The sequence below is a fragment of the Pseudomonas sp. P867 genome, assembly GCF_019891455.1.
Taxonomy (GTDB): domain Bacteria; phylum Pseudomonadota; class Gammaproteobacteria; order Pseudomonadales; family Pseudomonadaceae; genus Aquipseudomonas; species Aquipseudomonas synxantha_A.
This window is the reverse complement of record NZ_JAFLXB010000016.1, coordinates 97,678-111,297: the sequence shown is the minus strand read 5'-3', so window position 1 is coordinate 111,297 and position 13,620 is coordinate 97,678. Positions and strand designations below refer to the sequence as shown.

The following is a 13,620-nucleotide window of genomic DNA, read 5'->3' as shown; positions in this document are numbered from 1 at the left end:
CCTCCGGACTTTTTTTCCAGTTTATGTCGGTGCTGAAGGATTTTTTGCCTGTTATCAGGCTCACCCAACAGAATTTTGAGCATGAATCACTGTAGATCGGCTTTATTCCAGCACGTTGTGCTCATGCACCCGCAAACCCGGCAATTGTGTTTAAAATGCCGCCCGCCCGATGACTGACGCACAACGATGAACCCAGACGCACTCGCTACCCTTCACGCCCACTTGCTGACCGCCCTGGCTGACGCACCGGTGGAAACCCGGCGCCTGTTCCATGGCCGCGGCCGTTGCTGGCCGGGCCTGGAACAACTGACGGTGGACTGGCTGCAAGGGGTGGTGCTGGTGGCGCTGTTCAAGGAAACCGAGCACCTGCAAGCCCTCAAGCAGACGCTGCTGAACATCGACTGGGCGAGCTTTGGCGCGCACACAGTGGCGCTGCAACACCGCTACCTGCCGCAAAGCACCACCGAGTGGTTAGTGGGTGAGGCCATCGATGAGCTGACCATCACCGAGGGCGGCCTGCGGTACCTGATCGACCTGGGTAAAAAGCAGAACAGCGGGCTATTTCTCGACATGCGCTACGGGCGCAACTGGGTGCGCGAACAGGCCCAAGGCCAGCGCGTGCTGAATTTGTTTGCCTATACCTGCGGTTTTTCGGTGGCCGCCATCGAAGGCGGCGCCGACCATGTGGTGAACCTGGACATGGCCCGTGGCGCCCTCAGTCGTGGCCGCGACAACCATCGCCTGAACGGGCATGACCTGAGCAAAGTCACCTTCCTGGGCCACGACTTGTTCAAGTCCTGGGCCAAGGTCACCCACAGCGGCCCTTACGATCTGGTGATCATCGACCCGCCGTCATTCCAGAAAGGCAGCTTCCTGCTGACCAAGGACTACCAGCGCGTGCTGCGCCGCCTGCCGGACTTGCTCACCGCCCAAGGTACGGTGCTGGCGTGCATGAACGACCCAGCCTTCGGCGAAGATTTCCTGATCGACGGTGTAACCCGCGAAGCACCGGGCCTGCGCTTTGTGCAGCGCCTGGACAACCCGCCGGAATTTCCCGACGTCGATCCGCAAAGTGGGCTGAAGGCCCTGGTGTTCCGTCAGGGTTGATGCCGAATCGTCCTACGCTTGCTACGCTTACGCAGACACCGGGCGGTGAACCTTATCCCCCTCTTCCCGGTCGATACCTGCATTCCCCGGCCAGACTCGACGGCGCTACGTTGTCGGCTGCCCCGTTTGACCTTTTGGAGAACCGCCCGTGATATCGACCCTGCATGTAGCCAGACTCAAAGCCTGGGGCGCCCACGGCTTTACTGCCACCGGAGTGGTACTGGCCTTCCTGGCCACCCTGGCGCTGCTGGAAAACTCCCCCAAGGCGTGCCTGCTGTGGCTGGGCCTGGCGCTGGTGGTAGATGGCGTCGATGGCTCGCTGGCGCGACGGGTGAATGTCAGCACGGTATTGCCCAGCTTTGACGGCTCGGTTCTGGACCTGGTGATCGATTACCTCACCTATGTGTTCATCCCCGCACTGTTTATCTACCGCTATATCGACCTGCCGGAATTTACCCACCTGTTTACGGTGTCGGTGATTCTGGTGTCTTCGCTGTTCTGCTTTTGCAATGTGAACATGAAGAGCAAGGACAACTACTTCGTCGGCTTCCCCGCCGCCTGGAACGTGGTCGCCCTGTGCGTGTACATCATCCAGCCTGACGCCTGGGTCACCTTGCTGACCGTGATCGGCCTGGCCCTGCTGACCGTGACACCGATGAAGTTTTTGCACCCATTCCGGGTCAAGCGCTTCATGCCGATCAATATTGCGGTGACTACGATCTGGTTACTGTGCAGCTTTTTGATGGTGGTGGACTATCCCAACACCAACCCGTGGACGTTCGGATTGTGGTCGCTGATGTCGGCGTATTTCCTGGGCATTTGCATCTGGCGTACGGCGCTGGAATGGCTGGGCGCGCACAAATGACCGAGCACGCTCGGTAAAAATGTGGGAGGGGGCTTGCCCCCGATAGCAGTGGGTCAGTGACCAATAAGCTGACTGACCCACCGCCATCGGGGGCAAGCCCCCTCCCACATTTGAGTCACATCGCAGTAAGATGCTGGCTTTCTGCGGCCCTCCAACAATAAGCCCTGCCCATGCCCTTCGAACTCAGCGTTGACCTCACCACCCTGGCCATCCTGGCCGTCGTTGCCTTTATCGCCGGTTTTATCGACGCCATCGCCGGCGGCGGCGGGCTGCTGACCACTCCGGCTCTGCTCACCGCCGGTATGCCGCCTCACCTGGTACTGGGCACCAACAAACTCAGCTCCACCTTCGGCTCGGCCACCGCCAGTTTCACCTTTTACCGGCGCAAGCTGTTCCACCCGCGCCAATGGGTGCACGCCATCGTCGGTACATTGATCGGCGCACTGACCGGTGCCGTGGTCGCCCACTACCTGCCCGCCGAAACCCTGAACAAGATGCTGCCGGTGATCGTCTTTGCCTGCGGGGTGTACCTGTTGTTCGGCGGTACGCCAAAGGCGCCGGTGGATGCCGAAGCACCGATCAAGAAGAAATGGCAGGCCACCCAGGGCTTTGGCCTGGGCTTCTATGACGGCGTGGCCGGGCCTGGCACCGGTGCATTCTGGACCGTCAGCACGATGCTGCTGCACCCCATCGACCTGGTGAAGGCCAGCGGCGTCGCGCGCAGCATGAACTTCGTCAGCAACGCGGCGGCGCTGACGGTGTTTATCATCAATGGCTCGGTAGACTGGATCGTCGGGCTGGCGATGGGCGTGTCAGTGATGTGTGGCGCGTTCTTTGGCGCACGCAGCGCAATCAGCGGCGGCGCCAAATTCATTCGCCCGGTGTTTATCACCGTGGTGCTGGGCCTGACCGTACGCCTAGCCTGGCAGCACTGGTTCAGCGTGGCCTAAGCGGCGGGCCACGTAGAGGTCGATCAGGTAACGAGCAATCGAACGTGACGCCGGCAACGGCGGCAGTTCGTGGATGTTGAACCACTGCGCATCCTCGATCTCGTCGGCCTGGGGCACGATGTCGCCACCGGCGTACTCGGCGTGGAAACCCAGCATCATCGAATGGGGGAACGGCCAGCACTGGCTGCCCATGTACTGGATATTCTTCACTTCTATCTGCACTTCCTCGCGCACTTCGCGGATCAGGCAGTCTTCGGCCGATTCGCCGGGTTCGGCAAAGCCGGCCAAGGTGCTGTAGACCCCTGTGACGAACCGTGGCGAGCGCGCCAGAAGAATCTCGTCACCACGGGTCACCAGCACGATCATGCTCGGCGAAATCCGTGGGTAGCTGCGCAGGTCGCAAGGCGCGCAGTACATCGCCCGCTCCCGCGGGACCTGAACCATGGCCTGGCCGCAACTGCCGCAGAAACGATGCTCCCGCGCCCAGGTGCCGATCTGGGCGGCGTAGCCCAGCACTCTGTAGAGAGTGTGATCGCCCTGTAGCATGAAACCGCGCAGCCCCTGCCAACTGCACCCTGGCACATCGGCAGCACTGTCGAGTTCCAGCAAGTACACCGGTTCACCATCGAGGTGGCCGATGCCGTGTTCAGCGAACACCGGCAGGTCCTGACGCTTAAGCCACTCCCGAGGGAACAGAGGGCCATTGGCGTCATGCAAAAAGCCCTCACGGCTGCGGGCGACGGCCCAGCCGCCGACGGCGTCGTTATCCAGCAGCGTTGTGGTAATCCAGCCTGGGGTCATATCAGTCAATCCACGAATTCAGGTTTCTGCTTGCTCATATGGGCCGCAATGGCCACGCGCAAGTCGTTGGATTGCAACATAGCCGAGTTCCAGGTGGCAACGTATTCCAGGCCGTCATTGACTGTGTGGTCACGCATGTAGCTGATCATGGCTTTGGTGCCGGTCACGGCGATTGGCGACTTGGCGGCGATTTCATGGGCGATTTCCATAACGCCGGCCAGCAGGCTGTCCTGATCGGCATACACGCGATTGACCAGGCCGATGCTGCGCGCTTCTTCAGCACCGAACTGGCGACCGGTGTAAGCCAACTCACGCAACATGCCGTCGCCGATGATGCGCGGCAGGCGTTGCAAAGTGCCTACGTCAGCGGCCATGCCGATGTCGATTTCCTTGATCGAGAACTGCGCGCCCTCGGCCGCGTAGCGCATGTCGCAGGCGCTGATCAGGTCAATGGCCCCGCCAATGCAGTAGCCCTGGATCGCGGCGAGTACCGGCTTGCGGCAATGGTCGACCGCATTGAACGAGGCTTGCAGCTCGAGGATCTTGCGCCGTAACAGGCGCGCATTACGCCCCACGTCCTTGCTGAACTCATTGGCTATCGAGGCCAGCATCATCAGGTCGATACCCGAAGAGAAATGCTTGCCCGCACCACTGAGCACCACGGCGCGCACGGCATCGGTGTCGTCGATCCATTGGAAGATGTCGATGATTTCGGTCCAGAACGCCGCGTTCATGGCGTTGATCTTTTCCGGGCGATTGATCTGCACATGGGCAACGTTGCCGCTCAGTTCGACGACGAAGGCTTGGTATTCGGACATGGCAGTGATCCCTGACTGGCGATTGAGGAAGGCCAGACTATATCAAGGGTGCGCCACGGCGCATCGGCCAAAAGCGGGACTGGCCACGGTGAGGGAAAAGACGCTGGATAAAACCCGGTGCACACGCCATCCTTTGCGCTTTAAGCCGCCCCTGTCAGCGGCGCTCGACGTTTTAAGGATATGCCATGCACGCCCAACCCCTCGCTCCCGCCGATTTCGACTTCATTGACGCCACCTTGCTCAAATACGGTGAAGACCACTCGGTGCTGAACATGGCCGAACTCGACGGTTATTTCACCGCCCTGGTTTCCAGCCCGGCCAAGGTGGACGTGGCCGAGTGGTTCCCGGCGATCTGGGGTGGGCAAAACCCTGAATGGGACAACATGGACGAGGCCCAGAATTTTCTCGAACTGTGTGTACGCCATATGAATACCCTGGCCGCTCAATTGGCCACTGATTCCCAGGCATTCAAAGCCCGTTTCGATGAAACCGAACATCAAGACCAGGCGGTGACGCTGGCTGAAGAATGGTGTTTTGGTTATGTGCGGGGTGTGACGATCGGCAACTGGCCGCCATTGCCCGCCGAACAAGCCGGGCAACTGGAAAAAATCACCTCGTGCGCCGAGCAGGACAATTTCGAACTTCCGGCGGACCTGGATATAAACGCCCATCAACAGCAGGTCAGCGAAATCGAACCGGCTGCGCGGGTGCTGCATGACTACTGGTTGAGCCAGCGTTAAGCCGGGCTTGCTGGCCCCGTCCCACATTTGAATCGGAGCACATTCCAGAAAATTCACGCAGATCACTTGCTCACTCGACAAGCATGGCGTGTTTGCCTGATTATTCGGGTCCGCACGTCGGCCACTCCACGCCACCTCGCCTTGACCAGGAGCCTTGTACCTTGAGTTCGCAAAAAACCGTGACCGTTACACCGCCCAACTTTCCTCTCAATGGCAAGGTCGCGCCCCCCGGCTCCAAATCCATCACCAACCGCGCCCTGTTGCTGGCGGCATTGGCCAAGGGCACCAGCCGTTTGAGCGGTGCGTTGAAAAGCGATGACACTCGCCATATGTCAGTCGCCCTGCGTCAGATGGGTGTGAGTATCGATGAGCCAGACGACACCACGTTCGTCGTCACCAGCCAAGGCTCGCTGCAATTGCCTGCCCAACCACTGTTCCTCGGTAACGCCGGGACTGCCATGCGCTTTCTCACCGCCGCCGTGGCCACCGTGCAAGGCAGCGTGGTGCTGGACGGCGATGAATACATGCAAAAGCGCCCGATTGGCCCGCTGCTGACCGCCCTCGGCCAAAACGGAATTCAGGTCGACAGCCCCACTGGCTGCCCGCCCGTGACCGTGCATGGCACAGGCAAGGTACAAGCCAGGCGCTTTGAGATCGATGGCGGCTTGTCCAGCCAGTATGTATCGGCCCTGCTGATGCTCGCGGCCTGTGGTGAGGCGCCGATTGAAGTGGCGTTGACCGGCAAAGACATCGGCGCCCGTGGCTACGTGGACCTGACCCTGGATTGCATGCGCGCCTTTGGCGCCCAGGTTGAAGCCGTGGACGACACCACCTGGCGCGTCGCCCCGACCGGCTACACCGCCCGGGATTACCTGATCGAACCCGACGCCTCGGCCGCTACCTACCTGTGGGCCGCCGAAGTGCTGACCGCTGGCCGTATCGACATCGGTGTCGCAGCCCGGGATTTCACCCAGCCGGACGCCCAGGCCCAGGCTGTGATCGCCCAGTTCCCGAACATGCAAGCCACGGTGGTCGGTTCGCAAATGCAGGACGCAATCCCGACCCTGGCCGTGCTCGCCGCTTTCAACAACACCCCGGTGCGTTTTACTGAACTGGCGAACCTGCGCGTCAAGGAATGTGACCGTGTACAGGCACTGCACGACGGCCTCAATGAGATCCGCCCAGGCCTGGCGAGCATTGAGGGCGACGACCTGCTGGTGGCGAGCGACCCAGCCCTGGCCGGCACCGCGTGCACGGCGCTGATCGACACCCACGCCGACCACCGCATCGCCATGTGCTTTGCCCTGGCCGGGCTGAAAGTTTCGGGGATTCGCATCCAGGACCCGGACTGCGTGGCCAAGACCTACCCTGAGTACTGGAAAGCCTTGGGCAGCCTGGGCGTTCAATTGACCTACTGACACGCCGATCGTGAAACTTCGCCGGGAGCGTCAATGACCATTCGCCAACCCTGCCCTCCCGGCGCCTGTGTGTGCGAGCGTGAACAACTGCTGGAGGCGCCCGGTGCGGACCTGCGCATCCTCCAGTTGACGCGACAGCAGGAAAAAATCCTGCTCGAACGCCTTGAAAACCTCAAAAGTCTGCAAGACCTTGAACACATGCAGCAGCGGATGTACGAGCAACTGGGCATCCGCGTGCACATTGCGCCTGGGCATACCGAGGTCAAGAGTATGCGCGGGATCCAGATCGTTATCGACGAGTTGCCGGGCATGTGCCGCAAGACTCGTCAATCGATCCCGGCGTCGATCCGCCGCGGCCTGGAAAAACGCCCCGAGATTGCCTACCGCTTGCTCGATGCCCACGACCTGTTTCGCGACACCTGAATCACCCCGCGACCGTCTCGCGCTGGAACATCCCCTGCCCCACAGCTTTGGCCGTGTGCAAATGCGCCTGGGCGCCCCCGCTCTCCGAATCCAGCAGCAGCTTGGACGTCAGCACCTGCGCCCCGCAGTAATCAAAGATGCCGTAATCGATCTGGGTGTGCATGGCCTTGGCATAGCCGTGCCGATCGAAAGCGCTGTCATCCGCGCCCCCGAGGGCCAGCAGGTGCACCTGCAAGTGGCGCAGTTTTTTCACGACGGGTGTGTCGGGGCCATAATCAATCGCCCAGCCGTTGACGAACACGCGGTCGACCCAGCCTTTGAGCAACGCCGGCATCGACCACCAGTAGATCGGGAAAGCCACCACCAGCGCGTCGGAGCGCTCGATACGCGCCTGTTCGGCCAGCACATCGGCCGGCGGAGTTGCATGAGCGCGGTGCACCTGATGGTCGGCGGCGGTGTAGCGTGGATCGAACCCTTCGGCGGAAAGGTCGGCGATTTCGAAGGTGTGGCCGGCGGCGGTCAAACCGGCGCCTACCTGAGCCGCTACGCTATGGGTGAGCGATTTCCGGTCGTGATGAGCAACTACGATCAAGGCGTGCATGACTTTAACTCCTGACAGGATTAAGCTACGTTTAGTAAGTTACGCCCCTTAAGTTACTTTTGGTATATAAACATGTCAAGCAGTGAATCCCCTGCCCCACGTCGGCGCTTGTCCCGTGAAGATCGCCAGCGCCAATTACTCGATGTGGCGTGGCAATTGGTGCGCGAGGAAGGCACCGACGCCCTGACCCTGGGCCGCCTGGCGGAGCTGGCAGGTGTGACCAAGCCGGTGGTCTACGACCACTTCACCACGCGTGCGGGATTGCTGGCTGCTTTGTATGCCGATTTCGATGCGCGCCAGGACCAGGTCTTTACCGAGGCCATCGACACCAGTAAGGCGACGCTAGAGGACCGGGCATGGGTGATCGCGTCGGCGTATGTCGATTGCGTGCTGTTGCAGGGCCGGGAAATCCCCGGAGTGATTGCCGCGCTGAGCGGCTCGCCGGAGCTGGCGGTGCTCAAGCGCGAATATGAGGCGATCTTCCTGGAAAAGTGCTCCAACGCACTGTCACCGTTCGCCTCGGGCGGCGGTGTTTCCAGGGCCGGCTTGCGCGCTATGCTCGGTGCGGCGGAAGCCCTGTCTCATGCGGCAGCCAATGGCGAGATCAGCCGTGAGGAGGCCCAGCAGGAATTGCTGGCGACCATCCTGGGGATGGTCCAGCGGGTCAAATCGTAGGAAACCGCTGCTGGATGTACAGCTGCACCTTGCGCGTCAACTGATCCAGATGCCGGTCACGCTGTTTTTCAGCGTCGACCATGGCGCGCTTGCCGTGCTTTTGCAGCAGGTAGGTATGAATCTGGCGCACTTCCAGCGAACGATAGATCGCTGCTACATCCAACACCCCCATCAAGCCATCGGTGCCGTAGTCCCGGGTGTTCATCAGCACTTGGGTGCCACGTGCGCCGCGCACCTGAAACCCCATGGCCTCGAATACCGGCACCTTCTCCACCGCACAGGCCAGTTCGGCGTGGGGATAGCGCGCCAGCACATCGCCTAGCATTAGCTTCGCCACGCCCTGGCGACGAAAGCCGGCCTGCACCGCCATAAAGGCAATGCCGCAGGCTTGAGGGTCGTTCTTGACCGGCAGATACAGGCAAAAACCGACAACGGTTTCGTCCTGCATCGCCACGACCAGCTCGACGGCGATGCCCTTCTCGCCATTCAACGCCTCAAGGTACAAGTGCACCTCAAACCCGATGGCATACTGGTAGATGTTGTAGAGCAAGTTACTTGGCGCCAGCGCGACACTGCTGATGTCGGTGAGGTTGTCCACCACCATCTGCAGGATCTGGCTATTGACCGATTCGGGGCACGGCGTGGTGTAACGGGTAAGGCTGAACATGCAAATTCCTGGAGTTTCGCGTCAAGGCAGCGGCGATTGTACCTGTTGCAGGCCGCTCATGGCCCGCACAGTGAACGCAGGTAACGGGCCTTGCCGCCTATCTTGCTGCACTGATCGTGTTGGACACATATTGACAAGCTAAATTCGTAACGACTATTGTCTGACAACCTGATTACCAAGGTTTCATCATGCTTGAGCTCCAGCGCCCCGACTCGCTTGTCGTACGGGTTGTCAGCGCCATTCGCGCAGAAATCGAATCCGGCCAACTGGCTCCGGAGTCGCGCCTGCCTACCGAACAGCAATTGGCTGAACAGCTCAACGTCAGCCGCTCTGTGGTGCGCGAGGCCATTGCCCAGCTCAAGGCCGACGGTGTTCTCACCGCCCGCCGGGGGTTGGGGTCGTTCATTTCGCAGACCCCGGCCGGCACGGTGTTCCGTTTCCCGCAGCAAAATGGGCGACGGCCTGACCTGGCGCAGATGTTCGAAGTGCGCCTGTGGATCGAAACCCAAGCCGCCTCGATTGCCGCCCAGCGCCGTGACGCCGCCGACCTGCAACGCATGGAAAGCGCCTTGCAGGCCATGCAGGACCATCGCGACGACTTTGAAGCCGCAGCCCTGGCCGATGTGGAATTCCACCGCGCCATTGCCGACGCCAGCAAGAATGACTACTTCGTGGCCTTCCATGACTTCCTCAGAAGCCAGCTGGCGAGCGCACGCAAGACCGCCTGGGAAAACTCTGCCTCGCGCTTCGCCACCGGCTCGGCCGATGCGACCCAGGAACACCAGCAGCTCTATCAGGCCATCGCCGACGGTGATGCCCAACGCGCCGCTGCCAGTGCAGAGGCCCATCTGCGTGCATCCGCACGGCGCTTGCAACTGGAACTGCCTCCCATCAACTGATCGACTTTTTAAAGCGTGTCCCCGGACACGCCATTTTTTTAACAAAAACATTAGTCTGACAACCTGATAAGCAGACCAAAATGTCTAACCTTAGGTACTCCCAGCAATGATTCACGACTTTTGCATTATCGGCGGCGGCATCGTCGGCCTCGCCACTGCCATGGAACTGCTCAAGCGCCAACCCGGCGCATCACTGGTGATCCTGGAAAAGGAGCCGGTGCTGGCCAAGCACCAGACCGGCCACAACAGCGGCGTGATCCACGCCGGCATTTACTACGCCCCCGGCAGCCTCAAGGCCGACCTGTGCAAGCGCGGTGCCGAAGCCACCAAGCAGTTCTGCCGCGAACACGGGATCAAGTTCGAGGTGTGCGGCAAGCTGCTGGTGGCCTCCAGCCCCCTGGAAATGCAACGCATGGAAGCCCTGCACGCCCGCGCCCAGCTCAACGGTATGCAGGTCGAGCGCCTGGATGCCGAGCAACTGCGCGAGCGTGAACCAAACATCGTCGGCCTGGGCGGCTTGTTTCTCGATGCCACCGGCATTGTCGATTACCGCCAGGTGTGCGAGACCATGGCCCAGGTGATTCGCCGCAACGACGGGCAGATCTGCCTGGAACGCACGGTCACTGCGATCCACGAAGACACCGATAAAGTCACGGTCCATACCCAGGGCGAAACCTGGCAGGCGCGGCACCTGGTGGTGTGCGCCGGTTTGCAATCGGACCGCCTGGCTCGCCTGGCCGGGATCAGTATCGACCATCAGATCATCCCGTTTCGCGGCGAGTACTTCCGCTTGCCGGCGGCAAAGAACAACATCGTCAACCACCTGATCTACCCGATCCCCGACCCGCAGTTGCCGTTTCTCGGCGTGCACCTGACACGCATGATCGACGGCAGTGTCACCGTCGGCCCGAATGCCGTGCTGGGCCTGGGCCGCGAGAACTACCGCAAGTTCTCGGTGAACTGGCGCGATGTGGCGCAATACGCCAGCTTCCCGGGTTTCTGGAAAACCCTCTGGCAGAACCTCGGCTCCGGCACCACCGAGATGAAAAACTCTTTGTTCAAGTCCGGCTACCTGGAGCAGTGCCGCAAGTACTGCCCTTCTCTGACCCTCGACGACTTGCTGCCCTACGAGGCCGGTATCCGTGCCCAGGCAGTCATGCGCGACGGCAGCCTGGTACACGATTTCCTGTTCGCCCAAACCCCGCGAATGCTCCACGTGTGCAACGCACCTTCACCGGCCGCCACCTCGGCCATGCCCATCGGCGCGATGATCGCCGACCGTCTGTTCCAGCCTCAGTAATACCCGTACTGCCCGTTCACCCAAAAATAACTACAAAGACCAGAAGGAAATCCAGCATGTCGGCATCCGCCTCCATCCCCGGTACCGAAACGCCCGAACAAACCCGCAAGCGCCTGCGCAAAGTGGCCGCCGCCACCATCTTTGGCTCGATGCTGGAGTGGTACGACTTTTACCTGTACGCCACCATGGCGGCCATTGTGTTTTCGAAGATCTTCTTCGATAACAGCGACCCGAAAACGGCCACGCTGATGGCCTTTTCCACCTTTGCCATCGGCTTTATCGCCCGCCCTTTCGGCGGCATTCTGTTCGGCTACCTGGGTGACAAGTTCGGACGCAAGCAGGTGCTGGTGCTGACCTTCTGCCTGATGGGCGTGTGCACCACGCTGATCGGCCTGATCCCCAGCTATGCCTCCATTGGTATCTGGGCGCCGATCCTGCTGGTGTTCATCCGCATCATCCAGGGGCTGGGCGCGGGTGCTGAACTGTCGGGCGCCGCGGTAACTTCCTACGAACACGCCTCCCATGGCAAGCGCGGCAGCCAAGGTGCCTGGCCGGCACTGGGGCTGAACCTGGGCCTGTTGCTGTCCTCACTGACCATTTACCTGCTGACCATCAACGGTAACGAGTTCTTGCTGGCCGGCGGTTGGCGCATCCCGTTTATCTGCAGCATCGTGCTGGTGGGCGTGGGTCTGTGGGTGCGTAACAGCATTCCGGAAACCCCGCAGTTCGAGGAACTGAGCAAGGAAAAAGCCAAGGCCAAGCCGTCGCCCCTTAAAGCGTTGTTCAAGAACGACCTCAAGGGCCTCGCCGTGGTGTTCTTTGTCGCGATTGGCTACAACGCCCTGAGCTATATCTTCAAGACCTTCTCCCTGGCGTACCTGACCCAATTCAAAGGTGTGGATGTACACGTCACCTCCCTGTCGGTGACCATCGCCAGCCTGGTGGCCATCGTGGCCGTGCCTTGCTTTGGCTGGCTGTGCGACAAGTGGAGCAGCAAGATTGTGTTGATGCTCGGCGGTCTGTGCTCGCTGCTGTTCGCCTACCCGTTCCTGGCCCTGCTCAACAGTGGTGAAAGCCTGATGATCTATCTGGCCATCGGTGTGGGCACCGGTATCCTTGCGCCGATGATGTTTGCGCCCCAGGGCTCGTTCCTGAGCCGGCAATTCCCGACCCAGACGCGCTCATCGGGCTTCGGCACCGGGCGCGAAATCGGCACCGCGATTGCCGGTGGCCTGGCACCGCTGGGCGCGCTGTCGATGGTGGCGGCCTCGGCCACTCATTCCACCGATGGCGTGGTGGTTATCCTCGCGATTTCCGCCCTGCTGGTGGTGGTGTTCGCCCTCTGCGATCAGGGTGCAAAACACTCGACATTCAAGAACTGAAGAAAAAAGTTCGGACCAACGGGTGCATGGATGCACCTGGATCGCGCATCATGGGCACTTTCAAGCTCAAGGGTAACGTCCATGCGCGTTCTGTCATTGATGATGGGTCTTACGACGCTGGCCGCCACTACGGTGTTCTGCGCCAGCGCGATGGCGAATGAAGAAAGTCAGTTAGTCCAACAGATCAACCAATACCGCAGCCAGGTGCAACGCTGCGGTGACCAGGGTTCCCAGGAACTGCCACCGCTGACCAGCGACACACGGCTGGTGCTGCCGGCCTCCAATGTCGGCGATTTGCAGCAGTCGCTGGCGCGGGCTGCGTACCCTATGGTCAACGTGCAGGCCATCAGCCTGTCCGGGCCCAAGGATGCCGACGCCGCCATGAAAGCAGTGCGCGAAAGCTTCTGTCGGGTCGTACTGGACCCGCAATATGTCGACATCGGCGTCAGCAACAGCGGCCAGGATTGGCGCATCGTGCTGGCCCGCCCGCTGCTGACCAGTGGCCTGGGCGACTGGCAGACCGAAGGCAAGCAACTGCTGAACCTGGTCAACGCTGCGCGCGCCGAACCACATCAATGCGGCACCCAGGCGTTCAGCGCGACCACGCCGCTGTCGTGGAACGACACCCTGGCCAGCGCGGCCAACAGCCACACGCGCAACATGGCCAACGGCAACTTCTTCGACCACCTGGACCACGACGGTCGTACTCCCGGTGACCGCGCCGAACTGGCCGGGTATATCGCGAAGAACATCGGCGAAAACATCGCTGCCGGCCTCGATACCCCACGCAAGGTCGTGGACGGTTGGCTCGCCAGCCCCGGCCATTGCGCCAACCTGATGAACCCGCAATTTCGCGAATTGGGCGCGGCCTACGCGATGGACCCAAAAAGCGATGCGGGCATCTATTGGACAGGTGTATTCGCCGCTCAATAACCTGGATATTCGCGCTGAACTGGGAGCAGTCATTCAGGTCT

The 13,620-nt window shown here is 61.0% G+C and carries 15 protein-coding genes; 11 read left to right on the top strand and 4 right to left on the bottom strand.

The window, feature by feature from the left end; genetic code table 11:
- Positions 1-186 precede the first annotated feature (186 nt).
- The 3 genes from J1G33_RS24285 (at position 187) to J1G33_RS24275 (ending at position 2,922) form a co-directional block, all read left to right on the top strand.
- Positions 187-1,107: a class I SAM-dependent methyltransferase gene (locus tag J1G33_RS24285; RefSeq protein WP_148854530.1), complete on the top strand. Its 921-nt coding sequence runs from the start codon at positions 187-189 to the stop codon at positions 1,105-1,107.
- A gap of 148 nt (positions 1,108-1,255) precedes the next feature.
- On the top strand, positions 1,256-1,972 hold the full coding sequence (gene pcsA, locus J1G33_RS24280) for a phosphatidylcholine synthase (protein WP_032875693.1): 717 nt from the start codon (positions 1,256-1,258) through the stop codon (positions 1,970-1,972).
- Between the two features lie 170 nt (positions 1,973-2,142).
- A complete protein-coding gene (locus J1G33_RS24275) occupies positions 2,143-2,922 on the top strand; it encodes a TSUP family transporter (RefSeq protein WP_005788530.1) in 780 nt (259 codons plus the stop codon).
- Here the strand turns inward: J1G33_RS24275 and nudC are convergent.
- Positions 2,890-3,723, bottom strand: coding sequence for an NAD(+) diphosphatase (nudC, locus tag J1G33_RS24270; RefSeq protein WP_005788532.1), 834 nt, complete (start codon positions 3,721-3,723; stop codon positions 2,890-2,892). The two genes, J1G33_RS24275 and nudC, sit on opposite strands and share 33 nt — an antisense overlap.
- 5 nt (positions 3,724-3,728) lie before the next feature.
- Positions 3,729-4,541 carry a crotonase/enoyl-CoA hydratase family protein gene (locus tag J1G33_RS24265; RefSeq protein WP_032875698.1) on the bottom strand — a complete coding sequence of 271 codons (813 nt, stop codon included), beginning with the start codon at positions 4,539-4,541 and terminating at the stop codon, positions 3,729-3,731.
- A 185-nt stretch (positions 4,542-4,726) separates the two neighbouring features.
- Here J1G33_RS24265 and J1G33_RS24260 point away from each other — a divergent pair, with 185 nt between their 5' ends.
- From J1G33_RS24260 to J1G33_RS24250, 3 genes are all read left to right on the top strand, one after another.
- Positions 4,727-5,281 carry a UPF0149 family protein gene (locus J1G33_RS24260; RefSeq protein ID WP_223018926.1) on the top strand — a complete coding sequence of 185 codons (555 nt, stop codon included), beginning with the start codon at positions 4,727-4,729 and terminating at the stop codon, positions 5,279-5,281.
- Between the two features lie 161 nt (positions 5,282-5,442).
- Positions 5,443-6,699: a 3-phosphoshikimate 1-carboxyvinyltransferase gene (aroA, locus tag J1G33_RS24255; protein WP_223018925.1), complete on the top strand. Its 1,257-nt coding sequence runs from the start codon at positions 5,443-5,445 to the stop codon at positions 6,697-6,699.
- Positions 6,700-6,732: 33 nt separating this feature from the next.
- A complete protein-coding gene (locus J1G33_RS24250; protein ID WP_005788540.1) occupies positions 6,733-7,122 on the top strand; it encodes a hypothetical protein in 390 nt (129 codons plus the stop codon).
- Position 7,123: 1 nt separating this feature from the next.
- On the opposite strand, the gene J1G33_RS24245 is transcribed toward J1G33_RS24250, so the two are convergent.
- On the bottom strand, positions 7,124-7,723 hold the full coding sequence (locus J1G33_RS24245) for an NAD(P)H-dependent oxidoreductase (protein ID WP_223018924.1): 600 nt from the start codon (positions 7,721-7,723) through the stop codon (positions 7,124-7,126).
- 72 nt (positions 7,724-7,795) lie between these two features.
- On the opposite strand from J1G33_RS24245, the gene J1G33_RS24240 reads away from it, so the two are divergent.
- Positions 7,796-8,398 (top strand): TetR/AcrR family transcriptional regulator, encoded by a 603-nt coding sequence (locus J1G33_RS24240; RefSeq protein WP_223018923.1) that lies wholly within the window; start codon positions 7,796-7,798, stop codon positions 8,396-8,398.
- Here J1G33_RS24240 and J1G33_RS24235 read toward each other — a convergent pair.
- Entirely contained in the window at positions 8,388-9,065 is a 678-nt protein-coding gene (locus tag J1G33_RS24235) for a GNAT family N-acetyltransferase (protein ID WP_223018922.1), read from the bottom strand. The two genes, J1G33_RS24240 and J1G33_RS24235, sit on opposite strands and share 11 nt — an antisense overlap.
- Before the next feature lie 188 nt (positions 9,066-9,253).
- Here J1G33_RS24235 and J1G33_RS24230 point away from each other — a divergent pair, with 188 nt between their 5' ends.
- The 4 genes from J1G33_RS24230 to J1G33_RS24215 all read left to right on the top strand — a co-directional run bounded on the left by J1G33_RS24230 (position 9,254) and on the right by J1G33_RS24215 (position 13,579).
- A complete protein-coding gene (locus tag J1G33_RS24230) occupies positions 9,254-9,964 on the top strand; it encodes a FadR/GntR family transcriptional regulator (RefSeq protein WP_078821451.1) in 711 nt (236 codons plus the stop codon).
- Between the two features lie 106 nt (positions 9,965-10,070).
- Positions 10,071-11,264 (top strand): L-2-hydroxyglutarate oxidase, encoded by a 1,194-nt coding sequence (gene lhgO, locus J1G33_RS24225; protein ID WP_032875718.1) that lies wholly within the window; start codon positions 10,071-10,073, stop codon positions 11,262-11,264.
- Positions 11,265-11,320: 56 nt separating this feature from the next.
- Positions 11,321-12,646, top strand: a complete 1,326-nt coding sequence (locus J1G33_RS24220) for an MFS transporter (RefSeq protein ID WP_032875721.1) — start codon at positions 11,321-11,323, stop codon at positions 12,644-12,646.
- Between the two features lie 81 nt (positions 12,647-12,727).
- The gene (locus tag J1G33_RS24215) at positions 12,728-13,579 is read left to right on the top strand and encodes a CAP domain-containing protein (protein ID WP_005788547.1); all 852 of its coding nucleotides are present in this window, start codon (positions 12,728-12,730) and stop codon (positions 13,577-13,579) included.
- Positions 13,580-13,620: the final 41 nt, after the last annotated feature.